This is a genomic window from Pseudomonas sp. IT-P2, assembly GCF_949767575.1.
Taxonomy (GTDB): domain Bacteria; phylum Pseudomonadota; class Gammaproteobacteria; order Pseudomonadales; family Pseudomonadaceae; genus Aquipseudomonas; species Aquipseudomonas pharyngis.
In genome coordinates, this window is sequence record NZ_CATKQA010000045.1 from 369,539 (window position 1) to 389,595 (window position 20,057).

Annotated in this window: 17 protein-coding genes and 4 tRNA genes; 6 read left to right on the forward strand and 15 right to left on the reverse strand. The window is 60.1% G+C overall.

Annotation, left to right across the window (positions count from 1 at the left end; all coding sequences use genetic code 11):
• Nucleotides 1-8: 8 nt before the first annotated feature.
• The 7 genes from ACM6JM_RS23425 to ACM6JM_RS23455 all read right to left on the reverse strand — a co-directional run bounded on the left by ACM6JM_RS23425 (nucleotide 9) and on the right by ACM6JM_RS23455 (nucleotide 8,064).
• Complete coding sequence (locus ACM6JM_RS23425) at nucleotides 9-365, reverse strand: hypothetical protein (protein ID WP_414882588.1); 357 nt, start codon at nucleotides 363-365, stop codon at nucleotides 9-11.
• Nucleotides 365-5,131, reverse strand: coding sequence for an RHS repeat-associated core domain-containing protein (locus ACM6JM_RS23430; protein ID WP_414882589.1), 4,767 nt, complete (start codon nucleotides 5,129-5,131; stop codon nucleotides 365-367). Before ACM6JM_RS23430 ends, ACM6JM_RS23425 begins: the two co-directional genes overlap by 1 nt.
• Before the next feature lie 225 nt (nucleotides 5,132-5,356).
• Nucleotides 5,357-5,764 carry an SEL1-like repeat protein gene (locus ACM6JM_RS23435; RefSeq protein ID WP_039769853.1) on the reverse strand — a complete coding sequence of 136 codons (408 nt, stop codon included), beginning with the start codon at nucleotides 5,762-5,764 and terminating at the stop codon, nucleotides 5,357-5,359.
• Nucleotides 5,765-6,136, reverse strand: coding sequence for a hypothetical protein (locus ACM6JM_RS23440; protein WP_003223109.1), 372 nt, complete (start codon nucleotides 6,134-6,136; stop codon nucleotides 5,765-5,767).
• On the reverse strand, nucleotides 6,133-6,474 hold the full coding sequence (locus tag ACM6JM_RS23445; protein ID WP_007950435.1) for a helix-turn-helix domain-containing protein: 342 nt from the start codon (nucleotides 6,472-6,474) through the stop codon (nucleotides 6,133-6,135). The genes ACM6JM_RS23440 and ACM6JM_RS23445 overlap by 4 nt, the downstream gene beginning before the upstream one ends.
• Nucleotides 6,475-6,588: 114 nt before the next feature.
• Complete coding sequence (locus tag ACM6JM_RS23450; RefSeq protein WP_210709439.1) at nucleotides 6,589-7,044, reverse strand: YkvA family protein; 456 nt, start codon at nucleotides 7,042-7,044, stop codon at nucleotides 6,589-6,591.
• A 297-nt stretch (nucleotides 7,045-7,341) separates the two neighbouring features.
• Nucleotides 7,342-8,064, reverse strand: a complete 723-nt coding sequence (locus tag ACM6JM_RS23455; RefSeq protein ID WP_039769851.1) for an FKBP-type peptidyl-prolyl cis-trans isomerase — start codon at nucleotides 8,062-8,064, stop codon at nucleotides 7,342-7,344.
• Nucleotides 8,065-8,334: 270 nt separating this feature from the next.
• On the opposite strand from ACM6JM_RS23455, the gene ACM6JM_RS23460 reads away from it, so the two are divergent.
• Nucleotides 8,335-10,143: a di-heme-cytochrome C peroxidase gene (locus tag ACM6JM_RS23460; RefSeq protein WP_414882590.1), complete on the forward strand. Its 1,809-nt coding sequence runs from the start codon at nucleotides 8,335-8,337 to the stop codon at nucleotides 10,141-10,143.
• Nucleotides 10,140-11,306: a catalase family protein gene (locus ACM6JM_RS23465; RefSeq protein ID WP_414882591.1), complete on the forward strand. Its 1,167-nt coding sequence runs from the start codon at nucleotides 10,140-10,142 to the stop codon at nucleotides 11,304-11,306. Before ACM6JM_RS23460 ends, ACM6JM_RS23465 begins: the two co-directional genes overlap by 4 nt.
• 145 nt (nucleotides 11,307-11,451) lie before the next feature.
• On the opposite strand, the gene ACM6JM_RS23470 is transcribed toward ACM6JM_RS23465, so the two are convergent.
• From ACM6JM_RS23470 to ACM6JM_RS23485, 4 genes are all read right to left on the reverse strand, one after another.
• Nucleotides 11,452-11,528 (reverse strand) — tRNA-Asp (locus ACM6JM_RS23470).
• A 20-nt stretch (nucleotides 11,529-11,548) separates the two neighbouring features.
• Nucleotides 11,549-11,624: transfer RNA gene (locus ACM6JM_RS23475), tRNA-Val, on the reverse strand.
• A gap of 190 nt (nucleotides 11,625-11,814) precedes the next feature.
• Nucleotides 11,815-11,891 (reverse strand) — tRNA-Asp (locus tag ACM6JM_RS23480).
• A 19-nt stretch (nucleotides 11,892-11,910) separates the two neighbouring features.
• Nucleotides 11,911-11,986 (reverse strand) — tRNA-Val (locus ACM6JM_RS23485).
• A 159-nt stretch (nucleotides 11,987-12,145) separates the two neighbouring features.
• Between ACM6JM_RS23485 and rdgC the strand changes: the two genes are divergently transcribed.
• The 3 genes from rdgC (at nucleotide 12,146) to sugE (ending at nucleotide 14,539) form a co-directional block, all read left to right on the forward strand.
• The gene (gene rdgC / locus ACM6JM_RS23490; RefSeq protein ID WP_007950430.1) at nucleotides 12,146-13,066 is read left to right on the forward strand and encodes a recombination-associated protein RdgC; all 921 of its coding nucleotides are present in this window, start codon (nucleotides 12,146-12,148) and stop codon (nucleotides 13,064-13,066) included.
• 74 nt (nucleotides 13,067-13,140) lie between these two features.
• Nucleotides 13,141-14,106: a bile acid:sodium symporter family protein gene (locus ACM6JM_RS23495; RefSeq protein ID WP_039769848.1), complete on the forward strand. Its 966-nt coding sequence runs from the start codon at nucleotides 13,141-13,143 to the stop codon at nucleotides 14,104-14,106.
• A 118-nt stretch (nucleotides 14,107-14,224) separates the two neighbouring features.
• The gene (gene sugE / locus ACM6JM_RS23500) at nucleotides 14,225-14,539 is read left to right on the forward strand and encodes a quaternary ammonium compound efflux SMR transporter SugE (RefSeq protein WP_064594550.1); all 315 of its coding nucleotides are present in this window, start codon (nucleotides 14,225-14,227) and stop codon (nucleotides 14,537-14,539) included.
• Nucleotides 14,540-14,591: 52 nt separating this feature from the next.
• Here the strand turns inward: sugE and ACM6JM_RS23505 are convergent, their stop codons facing one another.
• From ACM6JM_RS23505 to ACM6JM_RS23520, 4 genes are all read right to left on the reverse strand, one after another.
• Nucleotides 14,592-16,466 (reverse strand): MFS transporter, encoded by a 1,875-nt coding sequence (locus tag ACM6JM_RS23505; protein WP_414882592.1) that lies wholly within the window; start codon nucleotides 16,464-16,466, stop codon nucleotides 14,592-14,594.
• A gap of 110 nt (nucleotides 16,467-16,576) precedes the next feature.
• On the reverse strand, nucleotides 16,577-17,728 hold the full coding sequence (locus tag ACM6JM_RS23510; protein ID WP_074687582.1) for a TDT family transporter: 1,152 nt from the start codon (nucleotides 17,726-17,728) through the stop codon (nucleotides 16,577-16,579).
• A gap of 105 nt (nucleotides 17,729-17,833) precedes the next feature.
• The gene (locus ACM6JM_RS23515) at nucleotides 17,834-18,145 is read right to left on the reverse strand and encodes a cupin domain-containing protein (protein WP_414882593.1); all 312 of its coding nucleotides are present in this window, start codon (nucleotides 18,143-18,145) and stop codon (nucleotides 17,834-17,836) included.
• Between the two features lie 53 nt (nucleotides 18,146-18,198).
• Nucleotides 18,199-19,386, reverse strand: coding sequence for an MFS transporter (locus ACM6JM_RS23520; protein ID WP_414882594.1), 1,188 nt, complete (start codon nucleotides 19,384-19,386; stop codon nucleotides 18,199-18,201).
• Between the two features lie 91 nt (nucleotides 19,387-19,477).
• On the opposite strand from ACM6JM_RS23520, the gene ACM6JM_RS23525 reads away from it, so the two are divergent.
• Nucleotides 19,478-20,020 (forward strand): TetR/AcrR family transcriptional regulator, encoded by a 543-nt coding sequence (locus ACM6JM_RS23525; protein ID WP_074687579.1) that lies wholly within the window; start codon nucleotides 19,478-19,480, stop codon nucleotides 20,018-20,020.
• The last annotated feature ends 37 nt before the right edge of the window (nucleotides 20,021-20,057 follow it).

The window sequence follows — 20,057 nt, forward strand, 5'->3', positions numbered from 1 at the left end:
TCAGTATTTCACCCCTTGATATTTTCAAGCTGATATCTGACCAAACACTTCAGCAGAACCTGCATAAATCGGCGCTGATCCAAAATATCGTCGTCAAAATACGTCGTCATTCGCCCAAACACACGATCAAAACTGTCACCCTCTTTTAAAAAATGAGCGATGGTGTCTGTTAGAGAAGCCTGTTCGCGAGGGGTATAGTCCAAAAATTCAGGTTTCAAAAGAACATCAAACAACTCAGTTAGCTCTTCATCATTATTTACATCTCTGGAAACTATAACCCTCTCCCTCTCGTCACTTCTTAAATTCTCTATATCAAAAACAAAAAGCAGATTTTTTATATCGACAATCTCATATGAAACTTTCATCAATCAAAATCCGTATATGCTGTCTTTACACGCCCATTTGCATCAAGAATAACTACCGCCTTCGTTTGCCTTCCATACTCAAGGCTTCCTTTCTTGTATCCCTCACCAATCACCTTCCCCATATCAATCGGCCTCTTCGATATTTGTAGGTTTGTGTATCGAAGAATCAGCTGTGCTCTATAAATAGCATTTAACTGATCTCTATGACTCAAAAAATGCGTGGCCGCCGATGGGATCATAGGCTGCCCTTTCTTCTTCCCACTGCTATAAACCTCCACGATTCCTGTTGTCGGATTTTTAGCTGAGGTCACTCGTTCAAATTGAGAGTTCAAGGTAGTTTGGGCACCGTGTTTTTCCAGAAAATGCTCTCCATTCGTTGGATCCTCCATGTCATGTAAACGCCTATAAGCATTTTCCTCAGCTAACTCATCAATCCTCGCCCGCCGCTCCTGCGCCGTCATCTTCGGTAGCGCTGGCTCGCCCTCATCAACAACCGAACCACCCACCCCATCCGGCACCGGACAGCCCGGCTTGTTCGGCGGCGGACAATTGGACGTCAACCCCAACGGATCCACCCACCCCGTCGGATTCGGCACGTACCGGTACTGGTTCAGTCCACCCGCCAGCTTCACCGGATCCGGCGTCAGGTACCGACCCACGTCCGGGTCGTAATACCGGTGCCGGTTGTAATGCAGCCCGCTTTCGTCATCGAAGTACTGCCCCTGAAAGCGCAGCGGCTGGTTCAGGTAATCCTCGGTTGCCAGCTCCAGCGAGGTGACCTTGCCGTAGGCGCTGTATTTGGCCGACCAGACGATCTCGCCGCTGTAATCGGTCAGTTCCTGCGGGGTGCCGAGGTGGTCGAGTTGGTAGTAGAACGGGCAGGCGCGTTTCGGGCCTTTGCCGTCGAGCATCGCCAGCGGGCGGAAGGTGCCGGGTTCGTAGATGAAACTTCGGTGTTGTTCCTGGCTGCTTTCGGCGATCAGGTGGTCGCCTTGCCAGAAGAATTCGGTGGTCTGGCCGTCGACGGTCTTGCGGATGCGCCGGCCGAAGGCGTCGTACTGGTAGGTGGCGCTGGTGCCGTCGGGGCGGGTCAGGCCGATCAGGCGGTGTTGGCTGTCGTAGCGGTATTCGGTGACGAGGGTTTGCGCGCGGCCGCGGCGTTCGCGGATCAGGTTGCCGAAGGCGTCGTAGTCGTAGTGCCGGTCGCCCTGCATTTGCAGGCGATTGCCTTTGATCTGCGTCGGGCCGGGGCGGTCCTGCATCAGCAGGTTGCCGGCCGGGTCGTGGGCAAAGTTTTCCGGCGCATCGTCGCGGGTATGGCGCACGCGGATCAGCCGGTCGAGGGCGTCGTAGGTGTAGCTGCGCTGGCCGTGGCGGGTGTCGGCGATGTGTTCGAGGTTGCCGTTGGCGCTGTAGACAAAGTCGCGGCGGTACAGTGCACTGCGCTGATGGCCTACGGCGTGGGCGCGTAAGCGGCCCTGTTCGTCGTAGGCATATTCGCTGAGCAGCAAGCCTTGTTGACGTTGCTGTTCACGACCGTTCTGGTAGACGTGACGGGTGAGCAAAGCGCCGTTGAGGTCGATCGCGGTCAGCGCGCCGCCCTTGGCGTAGTGGTAGTCGAGCTTGCTGTTGTCCGGCAGACGCATGCGAGTCAGTTGGCCGCAGGCGTCGTAGGTGTAACGCAAGGTGCCCCAGCCCTGATGCTCGCGCACCAGCCGGTCCTGCAGGTCGTATTCGAAAGCCAGCGGGTGATCCTGGCCGTCATCCACGCCGACCAAACGGCCTAAACGGTCATAGCGGTAGCTGACCTCGACCCCGTCCGGCAGGGTCTTGAGCAGCAATCGCCCGGCGCTGTCGCGCTGGTAAGTGGTGACCAGCGTCGAGCCGTCGTCGCCGAACTCGGTCTTCTCCAGCAGATGACCGTTGCGGTCGTAGGCGTAGGCGGTGCGCCGGCCATCGAAGCCGGTTTCCTGTCGGATCAGTCCGGTGGGCGTGTAGTCCAGCCGATACTTTTCGCCGGACTCGTTCTCGATTTCCGTGAGCAGCAGCTGCGCATGGTCGTAGCGGTATTGCAGACGCGTGCCGTCGGGGTTGATCCGCCGGCTGACCAAATGCAGGTCGTCGTCATATTCGTAGCGGGTGATCCGCCCCAGTTCATCGCGTTCGGCGGTGATCTGGCCGTAGGCGCTGTAGCTGAAAGCCCGTGTCGCTCCGGTAGGCAGCGTTGTTTGGATCAGCCGGCCAACGGCATCCCACGCGTGGTGGGTGACCGCACCATGCTCATCCTGCGCAGTAATCCGTCGTCCCTGCAGGTCGTAGGAAAACTTCCGAACCCCGCCATCAGGCAAACTTTCCTCGACCAACTGACCCAGGTCGTTCCACACGAACACATGCCGACCCGAATCCGGATAACGGACCGACAGCAACCGCCCCTGCGGGTCGTAGTGGTAATGGGTGACATGGCCGTCCGGATCGACCGCCTCGGTGATATCCCCTTGGGCATTACGCCGGTAGGTCCACACCGCATCGCCACGTGAGCGGCTGTGCAGGAAACCGTTGCGGTACTCGTAGGACGTCGGCGCATCGTCCGGCGGAATCAGCGCGATCAGCCGTCCGGCATCGTCGTAGCGGTATTCGGTGACCGCCCCCAGCGCATCCTGCTCGGCGACCAATCGGCCCTGCGCGTCGTAGGCCTTGAGCTGTTCGCCACCATCGGCGGCGACCTGACGCACCAGCCGCGCCGTAACGTCGTGGACGTAGGTTTCTTCAGTGCCGTCGACGTACTGCACCGTGACACGGCCGGCGTCATCCCAGACGTAACGCGTATCCATCTGCGAAAACGACGCCCAGTGCCGCACGCAGCGCGCCGCTTTGCCGGCACGCTCCCATTCCCAGAAGAAACTCGCACCGCCGGCCAGCTGCCGTTGCAGGATGACGTGCTGGTCGTCGTAGTCGTAACGCTCAGTCTCGCCGACGGCGTTGGACGCCTCGATCAATCGATGGCGGGCATCAAAGCGGTAGCTGACCAGCGTCTGCTCGGTACGCCAGGCAGACTCCCGAAAAACCTGATAATCGACCGCGACCAGATGCGCCCGCTCATAGCGCAGCAACAGGGAACGACCGGCCCCGTTATCGAGGCGCTCAACGCGATCCAGACGATCCCGCGTAATACGCAACCGGTTACCGTACGCATCGCTGACCGCCGTCAGACGCCCAACCCGAAAGTGATAAAACCGCGCCGCGTCCCCCGCCAGCGCAACAATCAACTCCTCCGGCTCATCCCCGAGAAAGATCGCCGCCCGCGACAAGCTGTTGTGAATGGCCGGCCGCTCGACATTCGGCAGCGGAAACCGCGTCCGCCGGTTCTCATGGTCGACCCAGACCACCGAAGCGCCATCAATCTCCAGCCGATGCGCCAGCGAGTGACTCCAGCCAAACCCCAGCCCAACATCAATCTCGGCCGCGCTGCTGCGGTACAACCGGTTGAACTCGAATGGAAGCAGCCCATCGAGCACACCATCGGTCAGCGTCAACAGCTCTTCGCCGGTGACCATCGACACCGGACAGCCATTGGTGCAGGTCCTCGGCGCACAATCGGCGCTGTCACCGTTGGGGTTCTTCGCCTGATCTGGCGTGTCGTCGTGGTGCTCGTCTTTTTTCAGGGAAGCGTTGCGTCGTGCATCCCAGCGCAGTTGAATGCGGCCCTTTTTCACCCCGGCGGCGATGCCCCGAGCGGCGACGGACTTGTATTGGTTCACGTAGCCGATGAAGGTGCTGACAATGCCGAACATCGCCTTCACCAGGCGCGTCACCGCCGACAGCAACTGAGCGCCACGCTCCGCCAGACGCAAGGTCAGATACGCAATCCCCGCCCCGGCGCCAACAAAGGTCAGCACAACGCCGATCAACACATCGATCAGCAGTTGCACCACTACCATCGAAACGGCCTCGGCGGTTTTTCCGGCGACTTCACTGGGTGGCAGCATCTCCAGCCAGAGGCTGGCGGTACGCAGCAACAGACACAGCGCCGCCTCGTCACTGACGAGCAGTTGGAGCTGCTCCATCTTTTCGGGCATCGATACCGCGAACTCGGCCAACGCTGTCGCGCTGTCTCCCAGACGACCACCAAACTCGAGCGGATTCTTGAGAATCTCCGACAGCAACCCGATGCTGTCCCACACCCCCTCGATCGCCGCCCAGCTCCCGGCCAGCATGCCATTCCCGGCTGCTGTGGCCACCGACTGCGACCATTGCGGCTTGAAGCCCTGCCACTCGCTGCGCAGCCAGCCATCCAGCTGCCGGGTCAGGCCATCGTAGGATTCGAAAAGCGCATCAATCTGCTGCTCGCTGGCCTCGCTGTGTACCACCACCCGGTAGAACTTGCCCGCCTCACCGGTGAACACCCCCTTGCCCTGAGCATCAAGGGTGACGGACTTGACTGCGCCGTCCTCCACCGCCACCACATCGACAACAATGTCGCCCAATGGAATGTCGTACGCCGACTCGAACTTGCTCTCGATCTCCATCGGCCCGGATTCCGGGCATTGCACGATCGCAGAGGAGAAACGGTTGTCGTCAGTCGCAACCACCGTGCTGTGCTCGCCGAAACGGATGATCCGCTCCATCCCCATCAGCGAAGGCAGATCGGCCGCATGACTGACGCCGTCTGCCGAGCGACTGAGCCAGCGCTTGAGCTGTTCGCGATAGAGATCAAGGGTGCGGGGAAAGCTGTCGAGTTCTTGCTCGATGCGGGTGACGGCATCCATCAGCGCATTCCCATGCGCATGGCGAAACGAAAAACCGGGTCAAACATGTGCGTTCCCTCGCGCGAAAATCAGGCGAGGGACTTTGCGGGGGATCAATCAGAAAAGAAGTCAGGCGAGTAGGCAGAGGATGTAGGAGAAGTCTGTAACTGATTTTTATCGAATTGCAGACGCAAAAACGGGGCGGGAGGTTTCCCTCACGCCCCGTTCACGGAACAGATGATTTGCTTATTGAGAGGCGTCTCGACCGGCCAGCTCTTTCAACTTGAGCTCCGCCAACGGATGCCCGGCCCTGGCGGCCATGGTCCACCAGCGAGCGGCTTCCGAAGGATCCGGCGCTTTGCTCGGCGTACCTGCAAGACTGATGACACCGACTTGATACGCCGCCTTGCCATCCCCGGCCAGCGCCGCCAGTCGCAGCAACCGAACACCTTCCTCACGTGCGCCCAGGCCAACCCCGCGAAACGTCAGGATGTGCCCGTAAAAGCTTTGCGCGCCGACATCGCCCAGATTGGCCATGCGCGCAAACTGCCCTTCAAGCCAGCGCCAGCCCCGGGGCTGACGGACAAACCACGACCAGTGAAACAGCCTACGGGCCAGCCAGTAACTGGCCCGCGCCTTGAGTCGTAAAAACACTCAGGCCTCCGCCGATTCCGGGTACTCGTACTCAAAGACCCGCACCACTTCCGAGGCATGCCAGGAGGCAGCGGCAACACCATCGGACGGCCCGGAAAAACGTCCCAGACGCTCGACACACTCAAAGAAACCGGTGCGTGGCAGGCGACTTGCACCCTGGCTGATCACCAGCGAGCTGCGCAACGGTTGTTCGGCTTTCGCGTCCAGTGCGGCGAGATGCTCCAGTGCTGCAGTCAATGTCTGCATGGCCGGCGTGGGCAGTTGCAGACGTTCAAGCAAGGCTCGATAAGTCAAAAGATGGCGCTGCCTGCGCGCTTGATCCAGCTCCCCCAGCAATCCGTCCCAATGTTGACGACTGATGCGTACGCTCACGATTGTTCCCTCCACCCTGGCACCGTCAACTCCCAGGCCAGGCTGCGGCGAATCGCGGCGTCGGGCAGACGCTCGCCACTTTCAATCATGGCCAGGTAAGACGGGCTGATGCCTACCGTGCGGGCCAGCGCCTCGATGGCGATGCCCTTCCCTTCGCGCAAACTGCGTAACTGATCCAGACCTGGAAGAATCGGGTCCGGGGTTGCCGCAAGCGGCGCTGGAGCCGGTTGCGACGGTGCTTCATTGATGCCTGCTGCTTTCAGTAGAGCCTGATACTGAGCCCATGGCAGAACCGCATATTCGGGCTCGCCATCGCGTGCAATTATCTGAATATCCATGACTACCCCGTAGGACAACAACACTTAGCGAGTCGGCACTTTTCCCTAGAAGTGTAATCCTAACAGCGGCCAAGGTCGTGGGGGGTATCTATCTCTGTACGAGGCTGTCGCGATTCAGGACTTTTTCGGCCCCTGAAGCTGAAGTTGCTCGGGCGTATCGGGCAGACGCTCGACCACTCTGAGCTTTTCCGGCGCCTGGCGCTGACGCCACAGGCGGAAGGCGTTCAGTTCTTCGTCGAGGGTTTTCATTAGCCAGGCGAGAACGGCAATGTCATCGAGCATGCCGAACATGGGAATGAAATCCGGGATCGCATCCACTGGGCTGAGGAAGTACATCAGACCGGCCACCACCGAAACGATCGCCTTGGCGCTGATCGCGCGGTATTCGCCGCGCCAGTACGCCAGGCACAGCGCCTGCAACAGACGCAAATCGTCCTTGAGCTTGCCGAGGCGATTGCCTTGGGCGGCGCCTTTGCTGGCCACTGCGAACAACAAGGTCGGCAAGCGGCCTCGAGCCAGCAGTCGTCCGGCCAAAGGCAGGAATCGGGCGAAATTCCACGGCGCTTTCATTTATTTCTCCCGTTGAAATGTTATCCACACAAATTGTGGATAACCTTGTGAACAGAGCTGCATTTCAGCGCTGAGAGCCCCGTTTCATAAGGGCTGCGCTTAAATCGGGCGTTTTTTACTCACATAAAAAATCCCAATATTTCATTGACTTGGCGGCTCCGGGCGTCTAGCGCGAACAACCTTAAAGTCTAGGACTGCCATGACCGGCATCGGTTCGGTCTGTTTACGCCGACCATCGTCCAGATGCAACAACGCCCCGCATAAGCGAGGCGTTGTTGTTGAAACCGGTGCCGATGCTTATTGCTTGGCGGCAGCGGCGTCTTCTTTGGCTGGATCCTTGATACCCAGCAGTTCCAGGTCGAAGACCAGAACCGAGTTGGCCGGGATTGCCGGGCTTGGCGATTGTGCGCCGTAAGCCAGGTCGCTAGGGATGTACAGCTTGTACTTCTCGCCAACGTGCATCAGTTGCAGGCCTTCGACCCAACCCGGAATCACACCGCTGACCGGCAGATCGATCGGGCTGCCGCGCTCTACGGAGCTGTCGAAAACGGTGCCATTGGTCAGCTTGCCGGTGTAGTGAACGGTCACGACATCGGTAGGCTTGGGCTGTGGACCGTCGGCTTTCTTGACCACTTCGTACTGCAAGCCGGAAGCGGTGGTGGTCACGCCAGCCTTCTTGCCGTTTTCTTCGAGGAATTTCTTGCCGGCGGCTGCCGACTCTTCGCTCATCTTGGCCATACGCTCTTCGGCACGCTTTTGCAGCGCGGCGAAAGCTTCGACCAGTTCTTCATCTTTCAGCTTCTGTTCTTTCTTGCCGACGGCATCTTCGATGCCCTGGGCTACCGCTTTGGAGTCCAGATCATCCATGCCTTCCTGAGCAAGGCTCTTGCCCATGTTCAGGCCGATACCGTAGGAAGCTTTTTGCGCCGGGGTTTTCAGCTCTACGCTGGTCTGCGAATCACAACCCGCGAGTACCAGGCTAACCAGGGCAACCGCCGCCGCCAACCGATGCTGTTTCATGCTATTTCCTTGTTCATGCGCCGAAAGGGCAATCGAGTAAAGCCGCGAGCTTATCAGGCCGCCACGACCAATGGCTACCGGCATGAGAGCAGGAATCTTCCGATAAGTTCAGGGATTAAAACGCATTTGGCCAACGCCGTGATGAAGCTTCTGTCATCTGGCTCTGACGACAATTGATGTCACCTCCCACAACACTTGGCGTAATGGCCACTTGCCGCACACCACCCGCCTCAGGCATAACAGCGCAACAAATCGACAAGGATGTTCATCTTGCGCCTCTTATACCGTGTGCTGACGCTGATCGTGGTGCTGCTGGGACTGGTCCTGGCAGTGGTTCTTTACTATGTCGCCAATCCGAAATTGCCCTTCCCGACGCCCGCGAAACAGGTGCATTACCTGGATCAGTGGACTGAGCAAGAGCGCCAGACCTACTACTTCACCCCGCAGGGGACGCAGGTCAAGGGCCTGCGCTATGAGTGGTTCCAGGCGCTGGAGCTGCCGTTCTCGCAGCAACGCTTCGCTTCCCCGGAATACCTCGCGCGTTTCGGTTTTCTGATCGATCCGCAGCAGAAAGCCACGCCGGACAACCCGGGCAATCTGCCGGTGGGTTTCGCCCGTCACCGGAATCCCGGGAGCTCCGAGCAATATCTCGACATCACTTGCGCGGCCTGCCATACCGGCGAACTGCACTTCAATGGCCAGGCAGTGCGCATCGATGGCGGCTCGGCCCAGCACGTGTTGCCTTCCAGCGTTCCTACGTTGCGCGGCGGAAGTTTCGGACAGGCATTGGTCGCCAGTCTCACCTCGACTTACTACAACCCGTGGAAATTCGAACGTTTCGCCCGCCATGTGCTGGGTGACGACTACGACGCGCGCCACGAACAACTGCGCAAAGACTTCAAACGCTCACTGAACACCTTCATCAAAGTGGCCTGGAATGACACCCATCGCGGCCTCTACCCCACCGAAGAAGGCCCCGGCCGCACCGATGCCTTCGGGCGTATCGCCAACGCGACCTTCGGCGATGCGATCTCCCCGAGCAACTATCGCGTGGCCAACGCCCCGGTGGATTACCCGCAGCTATGGGACATGTGGACCTTCGACTGGGTGCAATGGAACGGCTCGGCACAGCAACCGATGGCACGCAATATCGGCGAGGCGCTGGGTGTCGGCGCCACCCTGAATTTCTTCGACGCCAACGGTCAGCCACTGCAGGGCGATGAGCGCTATGCCTCCAGCGTACGCGTGCGTGATCTGCACAAGATCGAAGAAACCCTGCAAAAACTGCGACCGCCGGCCTGGCCTGAAGAGGTGCTCGGCGTCGTCGACAAACCCTTGGCAGCCAAGGGCCGAGCCCTGTTCGCCGAGAACTGCGCCGGGTGCCATGTGCCGCGCCAGACCCAGGAAGGCGAACGCTGGGTGCAGCACCTGCACATGCTACCGGTGGACGTCATCGGCACCGACCCGAATGCGGCCAACAACATTGCCAATCACCGCTTCGACCTGACCGCTCTGCAATGGAACCCGGCGGAGTTGGAACAAATGGACGTGAAGTTGCACCCCAAACCCAAGGAACCGCTGGACCTCAGCCAGCTGTCGGTGGCCAAGGGACTGGCTTACGTCACCGCCTTCGTGGAGAACCGCGCGTACCGCGAAGCCGGCGTCACTGCTGCCGAGAAACCACAGCTCGACGGCTTCGGTCTGCCGATCGGCGTTCGCGAAAAAGTCGCCTACAAGGCCCGACCGCTGGCCGGCGTATGGGCCACGGCCCCATTTCTGCACAACGGCTCGGTGCCGAGCCTTTATCAGTTGCTGTCACCTCAGGACGAGCGCGCCACCACGTTCTATAAAGGCAACTTCGAATACGACCCGCGCCATCTGGGCTACCGCACCGAAGCCTTCACCAACGGCTTCCTGTTCGACACCCGCATCACCGGCAACCACAACAGCGGGCACGAATTTCGCGCTGGCGAGCGCGGCAACGGCGTCATCGGCCGACTGCTGCAGCCTGAAGAACGCTGGGCGTTGCTGGAATACCTGAAAGTGCTGGGCGGCCCGCTGGAGGCGCAACTGCCATGATCTTCAATTCCTTCAAAAGACCTTCGCTGCTCGCGCGTTTCTGGCTCTGGCTGGGACGGATACTGGGCAAAACCTTGGTGATCTTGCTGGTGATCGGCCTGATCGGCTGGGCCCTGGCGACCACCTGGTTCGCCTGGCAGCACCGTGGCCCGGTGTCGGCACTGGAACAGATTCCAGATGGCGAAGCCGCCATGACCCAGGACGTGATTCAGACCGCGGTGCGCATCGTCGATCAGCACCGCGAAAGCACCCGCTACCTGCGCGACGCCCATGCCAAAGCCCATGGCTGCGTGAAGGCCGATGTGCAGGTGTTGCCGGATCTGGCTCAGGAATTGCGCCAGGGCGTCTTCAGCGAACCGGGCAAGCTGTGGAAAGCGACGATGCGCCTGTCCAACGGCAACGCCTATCCGCAATTCGACAGCATCCGCGATGCCCGGGGCATGGCGCTCAAGCTGCTCGATGTGCCGGGCAAGCAGTTGCTGGGTGACCGTCAGGGGCTGCACGAGCAGGATTTCGTGATGTTCAGTCATCCGAACTTCTTTGTCAGCGATGTCGCCGAGTACCGTCAGAATGTGGCGGCGCAGGCTGACGGCAAGAAGGTCATGGCGTTTTTTCCGGGGTGGGATCCGCGCCAGTGGCAAATTCGGCACCTGTTCATTGCGCTGGCGACCCTTTCGCCACCACCAGAGAGCCCGACACGTACGACCTACTTTTCGGTATCGCCCTACAAGTTCGGCGAGGCCAATGCCAAGTTCCGGGTGATGCCGGATCCGGAGCGCTGCCCCGCATATACCTTGCCGAAACAGAACCGGGATCTGCCGAACTTCCTGCGCACCGCGTTGAATCAGCAGCTGTCGACCGACCGGATACCGGCGTGTTTCGTATTGCAGATCCAGCGCCAGGACGCGAACAAGTACATGCCGATCGAAGACACCAGCATCGAATGGCGCGAGCAGGACAGCCCATTCCAGACAGTGGCGAGGATCACCCTGCCCCCGCAGGACTTCGACACCCCGGCGCTGAACCTGCAATGCGACAACCTGTCGTTCAATCCCTGGTTCGGCATCGACGCTCATCGCCCGATTGGCGGGATCAACCGCCTGCGCAAAGCGGTGTATGAAGCGGTGAGTGATTACCGCCACAGCCGCAACTCGGCGCAATAGCAGCGCCAGAAACGAAAAAAGCGACCGTCAAAGGTCGCTTTCTCATGTTCAAGCCCTGCAAAAGCCAAATCCCGGACAGCAAAAAGCCCGCACCAGGCGGGCTTTCTGTGGTGATCTGGCGTTCAGTGTTCCAGATGACCGAATATGGCGCAGCGGACGGGACTCGAACCCGCGACCCCCGGCGTGACAGGCCGGTATTCTAACCGACTGAACTACCGCTGCGCGAAACGCTTGAAACGAAATGGTGGGTGATGACGGGATCGAACCGCCGACATTCTGCTTGTAAGGCAGACGCTCTCCCAGCTGAGCTAATCACCCTTCGCTTCGTTACGGGGCGCATTATGCCACAAGTTTTCGTAAAGTGTTGATTTAATTGAAGTTTTTTTCAAAAAAATCCGAAAACCGGTGAAACGATACATCCCGCACATACAACTCGAGGCAGAAAAAAACCCGCCTTGGCGGGTTTTTCCGTGGTGACCTGGCGTTCAGTGTTCCAGGTTACCGAATATGGCGCAGCGGACGGGACTCGAACCCGCGACCCCCGGCGTGACAGGCCGGTATTCTAACCGACTGAACTACCGCTGCGCTAAACACTTGAAACGAATGGTGGGTGATGACGGGATCGAACCGCCGACATTCTGCTTGTAAGGCAGACGCTCTCCCAGCTGAGCTAATCACCCTTCGCTTCGGTGTGGCGCGCATTCTACGGAGCGACCCAACCTCTGGCAAGCACTTTTTTAAATAATTTTCTCAGGCCTTCCAAAGGCTTAGAGAAGGGTTGGCCTATGACCCGGCGAAGACAATAATGCCCCCCTTTGTATAAAGGAGAGACTCACCCCATGTGGTTCAAGAACCTGCTTATCTATCGCCTGACCCAAGACCTGCCTGTCGATGCCGAGGCGCTGGAAACTGCACTGGCCACCAAACTGGCGCGTCCATGTGCAAGCCAGGAGTTGACCACCTACGGTTTCGTCGCGCCGTTCGGCAAGGGCGAAGATGCTCCACTGGTGCACGTCAGCGGTGACTTTCTGCTGATCTCCGCCCGTAAAGAAGAACGCATTCTGCCGGGCAGCGTCGTGCGCGATGCGGTCAAGGAAAAGGTCGAAGAGATCGAAGCCGAGCAGATGCGCAAGGTCTATAAGAAGGAACGCGATCAGATCAAGGATGAAATCATCCAGGCGTTCCTGCCGCGCGCGTTTATCCGCCGCTCGTCGACCTTCGCCGCCATCGCGCCGAAACAGGGCCTGATCCTGGTCAACTCGGCCAGCCCGAAACGCGCCGAAGACCTGCTCTCCACCCTGCGTGAAGTGATCGGCACCCTGCCGGTTCGTCCGCTGACAGTGAAAACCGCGCCGACCGCCGTGATGACCGAATGGGTCACCACCCAGCAAGCCGCCCCGGACTTCTTCGTCCTGGACGAGTGCGAACTGCGTGACACCCACGAAGACGGCGGCATCGTGCGTTGCAAGCGTCAGGACCTGACCAGCGAAGAAATCCAGCTGCACCTGAGCACCGGCAAGGTGGTGACGCAACTGTCGCTGGCCTGGCAGGACAAACTGTCGTTCATGCTCGACGACAAGATGACCGTCAAGCGCCTGAAATTCGAAGACCTGTTGCAGGATCAGGCGGAACAGGATGGCGGCGACGAAGCCCTCGGCCAACTCGACGCCAGCTTCACCCTGATGATGCTGACGTTCGGCGACTTCCTGCCGGCGCTGGTTGAAGCACTCGGTGGCGAAGAGACTCCGCAGGGCATCTAAGCCTCTGCGCAGTCTTTGGGTTATCTTCAAACGCCACCGCTTCGGTGGCGTTTTCACATAATAAGGAACAGGCCATGCGCGCACTGGCTGCACTGAGTCGTTTTGTTGGCAACACCTTCGCTTACTGGGTTCTGATTTTCGCGGTGATCGCGTTCTTGCAACCAGCCTGGTTCCTCGGCCTCAAAGGCGCGATCGTGCCGTTGCTCGGGCTGGTGATGTTCGGCATGGGCCTGACCCTAAAACTCGACGACTTCGCCGCCGTCGCCCGCCATCCGTGGCGTGTGGCACTGGGCGTGGTCGCGCATTTCGTGATCATGCCGGGGATGGCCTGGTTGCTGTGCCAGATCTTTCATCTGCCGCCGGAAATCGCCGTCGGCGTGATTCTGGTGGGGTGCTGCCCGAGCGGCACGTCCTCGAACGTCATGACCTGGCTGGCCCGTGGCGATCTGGCGCTGTCGGTGGCCATCGCCGCCGTCACCACCCTCCTCGCCCCGCTGCTGACGCCAGCGCTGATCTGGCTGCTGGCCTCGGCCTGGTTGCCGGTTTCGTTCATGGAATTGTTCTGGTCGATCCTGCAAGTGGTCCTGCTGCCGATCATCCTCGGCGTGGTCGCGCAACGTGTGCTTGGTGACAAGGTGCGCCACGCGGTGGAAGTGCTGCCGCTGGTGTCGGTGGTCAGCATCGTGATCATCGTTGCCGCCGTGGTTGCCGCCAGCCAGGCGAAAATCGCCGAATCCGGCCTGCTGATCATGGCCGTGGTGATGTTGCACAACAGCTTCGGCTATTTGCTGGGGTATTTCACCGGACGCCTGTTCGGCCTGCCGCTGCCGCAGCGCAAGTCCTTGGCGCTGGAAGTCGGCATGCAGAACTCGGGGCTGGGTGCCGCGCTGGCCAGTGCGCACTTTTCGCCACTGGCGGCGGTGCCAAGTGCATTGTTCAGTGTGTGGCACAACATTTCCGGGGCGCTGCTGTCGACCTGGTTCCGGCGGATGAGCGAAAAAGAAGACCGTGAGACGTTGGCACAACAGACGGCCGACTGATTCCGGATCGCGGTGCGGCGCACATTTTTAGGTAGTATGTGCGCCACGTGGGGACGACCCTGCGGCTCAATCGAGTTTTCAATCAGGGGACGGCCCCGTCAATCGATGGAGGTCTTCCATGTCCTGGATCATTCTGTTTTTCGCCGGCCTGTTCGAAGTCGGCTGGGCCGTCGGCCTGAAATACACCGACGGCTTCAGCCGTCCGCTGCCCACCGCTCTCACCGTCGCCGCCATGGCGATCAGCCTTGGCCTGCTGGGTCTGGCGATGAAGGAATTGCCGCTGGGCACGGCCTATGCAATCTGGACTGGCGTCGGTGCCGTGGGCACGGTGATTGCCGGGATCATCCTGTTTGGCGAATCGATGGCGTTGATTCGCCTGGCCAGTGTCGCGTTGATCGTCACCGGACTGATCGGGCTCAAGGTCAGCGCTTAAGCCACTGGCCTCATCACGGGCTTGCCCGCGATGAGGCCGGCACAGCCAATGATTATCTGACAGTCCCGCGCAATTCCCCGACCAACGCCTGCAGTTCCGCCGGTTGCGCTGATTCAACGGCTACCGGCGAACCCGCCACCAGCGTCACCCGCGACCACAAGCGCCGGAATACCCCCTTGTTCGGATCGCGACTGAAGAAACTTCCCCACAATCCCTGCAACGCCAGCGGAATCACCGGCACCGGCGTCTCTTCGAGAATCCGCGTCAGCCCGCCCTTGAACTCGTTGATCTCGCCATCGGCGGTCAATTTGCCTTCCGGAAAGATGCAGACCAGCTCACCTTCCTTCAGGTATTGGGCAATCCGGGTGAAGGCCTTTTCGTAGATCTGGATGTCTTCCTGGCGTCCGGCGATAGGAATGGTCCCCGCCGTGCGGAAGATAAAGTTCAGCACCGGCAGGTTGTAGATCTTGTAGTACATGACAAAGCGAATCGGCCGACGCACCGCGCCGCCAATCAGCAAGGCATCGACGAACGACACGTGGTTGCACACCAGCAACGCCGCGCCTTCATCCGGAATCGCGTCAAGGTTGCGATGCTCGACGCGGTACATGGAATGGCTGAGCAGCCAGATCATGAAACGCATGCTGAACTCGGGGACGATCTTGAAGATGTAGGCGTTGACGCCGATGTTCAGCAGCGACACCACCAGGAACAGCTGCGGAATCGACAGCTTGACCACGCTCAGCAACACGATGGTGACAATTGCCGAAATCACCATGAACAGCGCGTTGAGAATGTTGTTGGCGGCAATCACTCGCGCCCGCTCGTTCTCGGCGGTGCGCGACTGGATCAACGCGTACAGCGGCACGATGTAGAAACCGCCAAAGATCCCGAGGCCCAGCACATCGACCAACACCGCCCAGGCATGGCCGAAGCCCAGTACTTCAGTCCAACTGTGGCCGGCGGCGCTTTCTGGAATTCCACCGGAATGCCACCACAGCAACAACCCGAAAACCGTCAGGCCGAACGAGCCAAACGGCACCAGGCCAATCTCGACTTTGCGTCCGGACAGCTTCTCGCACAGCATCGAACCGAGGGCAATACCGACCGAAAACACCGTCAGAATCAGGGTGACCACGGTTTCGTCGCCGTGCATCCACTCCTTGGCGTAAGCCGGGATCTGCGTCAGATAAATCGCCCCGACGAACCAGAACCACGAGTTGCCGACAATCGAGCGCGACACCGCTGGCGTCTGCCCCAGGCCCAGTTTCAAGGTCGCCCAGGACTGACTGAAGATGTTCCAGTTCAGGCGCATCTCCGGGGTGGCCGCCGCGGCGCGGGGAATGCTGCGACTGGCCAGATAGCCCAGCACGGCGATACCGACAATCGCGGCGGAGACCACCGGCGCGTAATTGGCCGACGACATCATCACCCCGGCGCCGATGGTGCCGGCCAGGATCGCCAGGAACGTGCCCATTTCCACCAGCCCGTTGCCGCCGACCAGTTCGTCGTCCCGCAATGCCTGCGGCAGGATCGAATATTTCACCGGCCCGAACAGCGCCGAGTGCGTGCCCATGGCGAACAGCGCCACCAGCATCAGCGACAGGTGATCGAACAGGAAGCCGACGGATCCCACGGCCATAATGGCGATTTCTGCCAGTTTGATCAGACGGATCAACGCGTCCTTGGCGAATTTTTCCCCGAACTGCCCGGCCAGCGCCGAGAACAGAAAGAACGGCAGAATAAACAGCAGCGCACACAGGTTGACCCAGATGGAGCGGTCACCTTCGATGGTCAGCCGATAGAGGATGGCGAGGATCAGCGACTGCTTGAACACGTTGTCGTTGAACGCGCCCAGCGACTGGGTGATGAAGAACGGCAGGAAGCGCCGGGTGCGCAGCAGGTTGAACTGTGAGGGGTGACTCATCTTCCGTGTGACCCTGTTGTTTTTGGAAAGAGAAGGTAGCGAGTGGCCTGGCTACGCTTATAAGAATCTCGAACCGCGATCCAGGCCACACATTACCTAATCTTTGCAGGTTATTTCTTCAAACCTGCAATGCACGGTGAAACAAACAGCTCACCGCGCCACGCGCCTTGCAGCGTGCGTTTACCGACGATCAGCCACATCACCGCCAGCAACGTCACCAGTACACAACCGGCCACGCTGAAGAAAGTCAGGTGCAAGGTGCTGCCCAGTTTCAGGGTTGCCAGCGAATAAACGCCCAACGGGAAGGTGAAACCCCACCAGCCAAGGTTGAACGGGATGCCATCACGCAGGTAACGCACGGTGATCAGCAGCGCCATCAGCATCCACCACAGACCGAAGCCCCACAGCGTGATCCCGGCGATCAGGCCCAGGCCCGAAGCGATTTCACCGATGCCCGGCAGACCGTTGGCCGCGAAGATCGCCGGGGCATCGCCGCCCAGCAGCAACATGCCCAAGGCGCCGGTGCCGATCGGGCCGAGAGCCAGCCAGCTCGACGCCGCCATGTTTTCGTGGGGCAGTTTGTGCAAGGCCATGCGCAGCAACAGGATGGTCAGGATGCTGAACGCCACCGGCAGAGAAAAGGCCCAGAGCACGTAACTGGTCACCAGCACCACCAGTTGCGAGTGCGCATCGGCGAGATGCGGCGCCAGCAGTCCACCGCTGGCCGCCGCCACTTCCGCGGCCACCACCGGCAGCAGCCAGACGGCGGTCATCTGATCGATGCTGTGTTCCTGACGGGTAAACATCATGTAGGGAATCAGCACGCCGCAGGCCAGCGACATCGCCACGTCCAGCCACCACAACACTTCGGCCAGTTGAATGACCCCATCGCCCCAGCGCGGCAGACCGAACAGCAGAAAGCCGTTGATGATGGTCGCCAGGCCCATGGGAATGGTGCCGAAGAACATCGATACCGTGGAGTGCCCGAAGATCCGCCGAGCTTCGTCGAAGAACAGAATCCAGCGGGCGGCGTAGGCAGCGGTAAACAGCACGAACAACAGAATGTTGAACAGCCACAGCCCTTCGGCCACGGCGTGCAGGCCGGGAATGGAAACGGGCAATTGCGCCAGCGCCAAGGCCAGCACGCCGGTGCCCATGGTGGCGGCGAACCAGTTCGGGGTGAATTGGCGGATCACTTCACGCGGGTGCTGAAGCTGGCTGAATGGCTTGATGCCGGGTTTGGCGCTGTTGGGGCAAATCATCATGAACTCCTGTCCTCAGGTGAGGTTGAGCTCATGGTAGAACCGAATCGAATATCTATATAACGGGTAATATCTCTAACTGTTATCTGTTTTGTAGATATGAAGTCATACACTGCCTTCGGTTTCGATCACCAGAATCCGCGCCGCGCCCTGAGGATGAGCGACGTGTTCAGTGCCGATGGACGCGTAGAAGATGTCGCCAACATCAAGCAAGACCTGCTTCTCCTCACCTTCTTTGCGGTAGTGCATGAGCACTTTGCCGTCGAGCACCACAAACACTTCTTCACCGTCATTGACGTGCCATTTGTACGGCTGATCGGTCCAGTGCAGGCGCGTGGTGATGCCGTTCATGTTGGCGATGTCGAGCGCGCCCCAGGCGCGCTCGGCGGTGAAGGTCTTGCTGCGGATAATCTTCATGCGTCGATCCGTGAGAAGAAGGGCCTGGCCAAGGCTAACCGAATCCAGAGTTGTTATGGAGTGCTGCAGGTCTTCGCCGCTTGCGCCCGGAAACTCATCAGCAGCGCACCAACCGCCAGCACGATCAGCACCGCACCATATACATCGGTGGTGGCCAGCAGGCCCACGCTGTGGGTGAAGTGCCCGGCCAGCAACGCCGGCAGGCAGAACGCCAGGTAACTCAGCACATAAAACGCCGACATCAAACCAGCCCGCTCATGAGGCAATGCCAGCGGCACCAGGCTGCGCACCGCACCGAGAAAACCCGAGCCAAAGCCACAACCGGCCACTAGCGTGCCAAAGAAGAACAGCGACAGACTGGCGCTGTGCACGCCCAACAGAATCAGCACAATGCCGGCCGGCAACAGACTCGCCCCGAGTTGCAGCGCCCGGGAGGCAGGACGATTGCGCAACGTGAAGATCATCAATGCACCGGTCACGGTCAACGCCGCCACGGTCGCGCCGCCGATCAGGTTGGAGGTGGAGCCGGTGGCCGTGCGCACCAGCGACGGCGCCAGCGAGGCATAAAAACCGCCGAGCGCCCAGGTCGCGGTGTTCAGCGGCAACACTCGCCACAGTGTCGAACGCGCCTGAACCGGCACATGCAGGGTCGGCCGCAACGAGGCCCACGCCCCGGCCTGCGGCGAGACGCTCTCCGGCAGGCGCCACACATAGATGCCCTGCAACACAAACAGCGCGAGCAGCAGCCAATAGGTCAATTGCAACGGCGCCGGGGCGAATTCCGCCAGCAAACCGCAGCCCATGCCGCCCAACGCCATGCCCAGCAACGGCGCAACGCTGTTGATCAGCGGCCCCTGCTGGCGATCAATGTCCAGCAGCGTCGCACTCAACACAGCGGTGGCCATGCCGGTGGCAAAACCTTGCAGCACCCGCGCGCCGATCAGCCAGCCCACGCTGTCGGCGTAGATAAACAGCAGCATCGCCAGCGCATTGAGCGTCACGGCGGTGAAGATTACCGGTTTGCGTCCCAGGTGGTCCGACAGCGAACCGACCGTCAGCAACGCGGCCAGCAGACTAAGGGCGTAGACGCCGAAAATCAGGGTCAGCACCACTGCCGAAAAATGCAGCTGATCCTGATACAGGTGATACAACGGCGTCGGCGCAGTGGAAGCGGCGAGAAAACTCAGTAAGGTGATCGCCAGAAACCACAGGCTGGAACGGTTGGAAGCAAGGCTGGTCATGTGCACACTCCGCAAAAGCTAATTTTTTGCTTTTGCGGAGTGTGCTCTTGGCTTGCGCTTAAAGCAAATTCTTTGTGTTAAGGTCTGCCGCATGGCTATTAAAGAAGGTTTACGCCCGGGTGGCCGCAGTGCCCGGGTGCAGGAGTCGATTCACTCGGCAGTCCGCGCGCTTCTGCAAGAACAGGAGCGCTCAACGGTGACCGTCCCGCAAATCGCGGCGCGCGCCGGGGTAACGCCATCAACCATTTATCGGCGCTGGGGCGATCTGGCGACCTTGCTGGCCGACGTCGCCCTCGCCCGCATGCGCCCCGACAGCGAGCCGGCTGAAACCGGCAGTCTGCGCAGCGATCTCCGCGCGTGGGCCGAACAATACCTCGACGAAATGAGTTCGGAACCCGGGCGCAACATGATGCGCGACGTGCAGGCAAGTGCGACGCCGGGCTATTGCGTGGCGATCATCGGCGCGCAGTTGCAGACCATCATCGAGCGCCACCCCAAGGAACCGGCGCCGAGCGTGGATCGGCTGATCAATCTGGTGGTGTCCCCGGTGGTGTTCCGCATTCTGTTTTCGGCAGCGCCGCTGGAAGTCGGAGAACTGCACCGCTTGATCGACATCGCGCTGAAACCGGACTGACCGCAGAACCGGCCGGTTCTGTTCCTGCGACACCCCG

Coding starts and splice junctions, on each gene's coding strand:
- ACM6JM_RS23455 (WP_039769851.1), bottom strand. CDS start 8,064: ATGAAACAGCATCGGTTGGCGGCGGCGGTTGCCCTGGTTAGCCTGGTA.
- ACM6JM_RS23520 (WP_414882594.1), bottom strand. CDS start 19,386: ATGACCAGCCTTGCTTCCAACCGTTCCAGCCTGTGGTTTCTGGCGATC.
- sugE (WP_064594550.1), top strand. CDS start 14,225: ATGTCCTGGATCATTCTGTTTTTCGCCGGCCTGTTCGAAGTCGGCTGG.
- ACM6JM_RS23510 (WP_074687582.1), bottom strand. CDS start 17,728: ATGATTTGCCCCAACAGCGCCAAACCCGGCATCAAGCCATTCAGCCAG.
- ACM6JM_RS23525 (WP_074687579.1), top strand. CDS start 19,478: ATGGCTATTAAAGAAGGTTTACGCCCGGGTGGCCGCAGTGCCCGGGTG.
- ACM6JM_RS23505 (WP_414882592.1), bottom strand. CDS start 16,466: ATGAGTCACCCCTCACAGTTCAACCTGCTGCGCACCCGGCGCTTCCTG.
- ACM6JM_RS23495 (WP_039769848.1), top strand. CDS start 13,141: ATGCGCGCACTGGCTGCACTGAGTCGTTTTGTTGGCAACACCTTCGCT.
- ACM6JM_RS23450 (WP_210709439.1), bottom strand. CDS start 7,044: ATGAAAGCGCCGTGGAATTTCGCCCGATTCCTGCCTTTGGCCGGACGA.
- rdgC (WP_007950430.1), top strand. CDS start 12,146: ATGTGGTTCAAGAACCTGCTTATCTATCGCCTGACCCAAGACCTGCCT.
- ACM6JM_RS23515 (WP_414882593.1), bottom strand. CDS start 18,145: ATGAAGATTATCCGCAGCAAGACCTTCACCGCCGAGCGCGCCTGGGGC.
- ACM6JM_RS23425 (WP_414882588.1), bottom strand. CDS start 365: ATGAAAGTTTCATATGAGATTGTCGATATAAAAAATCTGCTTTTTGTT.
- ACM6JM_RS23445 (WP_007950435.1), bottom strand. CDS start 6,474: ATGGATATTCAGATAATTGCACGCGATGGCGAGCCCGAATATGCGGTT.
- ACM6JM_RS23430 (WP_414882589.1), bottom strand. CDS start 5,131: ATGGATGCCGTCACCCGCATCGAGCAAGAACTCGACAGCTTTCCCCGC.
- ACM6JM_RS23465 (WP_414882591.1), top strand. CDS start 10,140: ATGATCTTCAATTCCTTCAAAAGACCTTCGCTGCTCGCGCGTTTCTGG.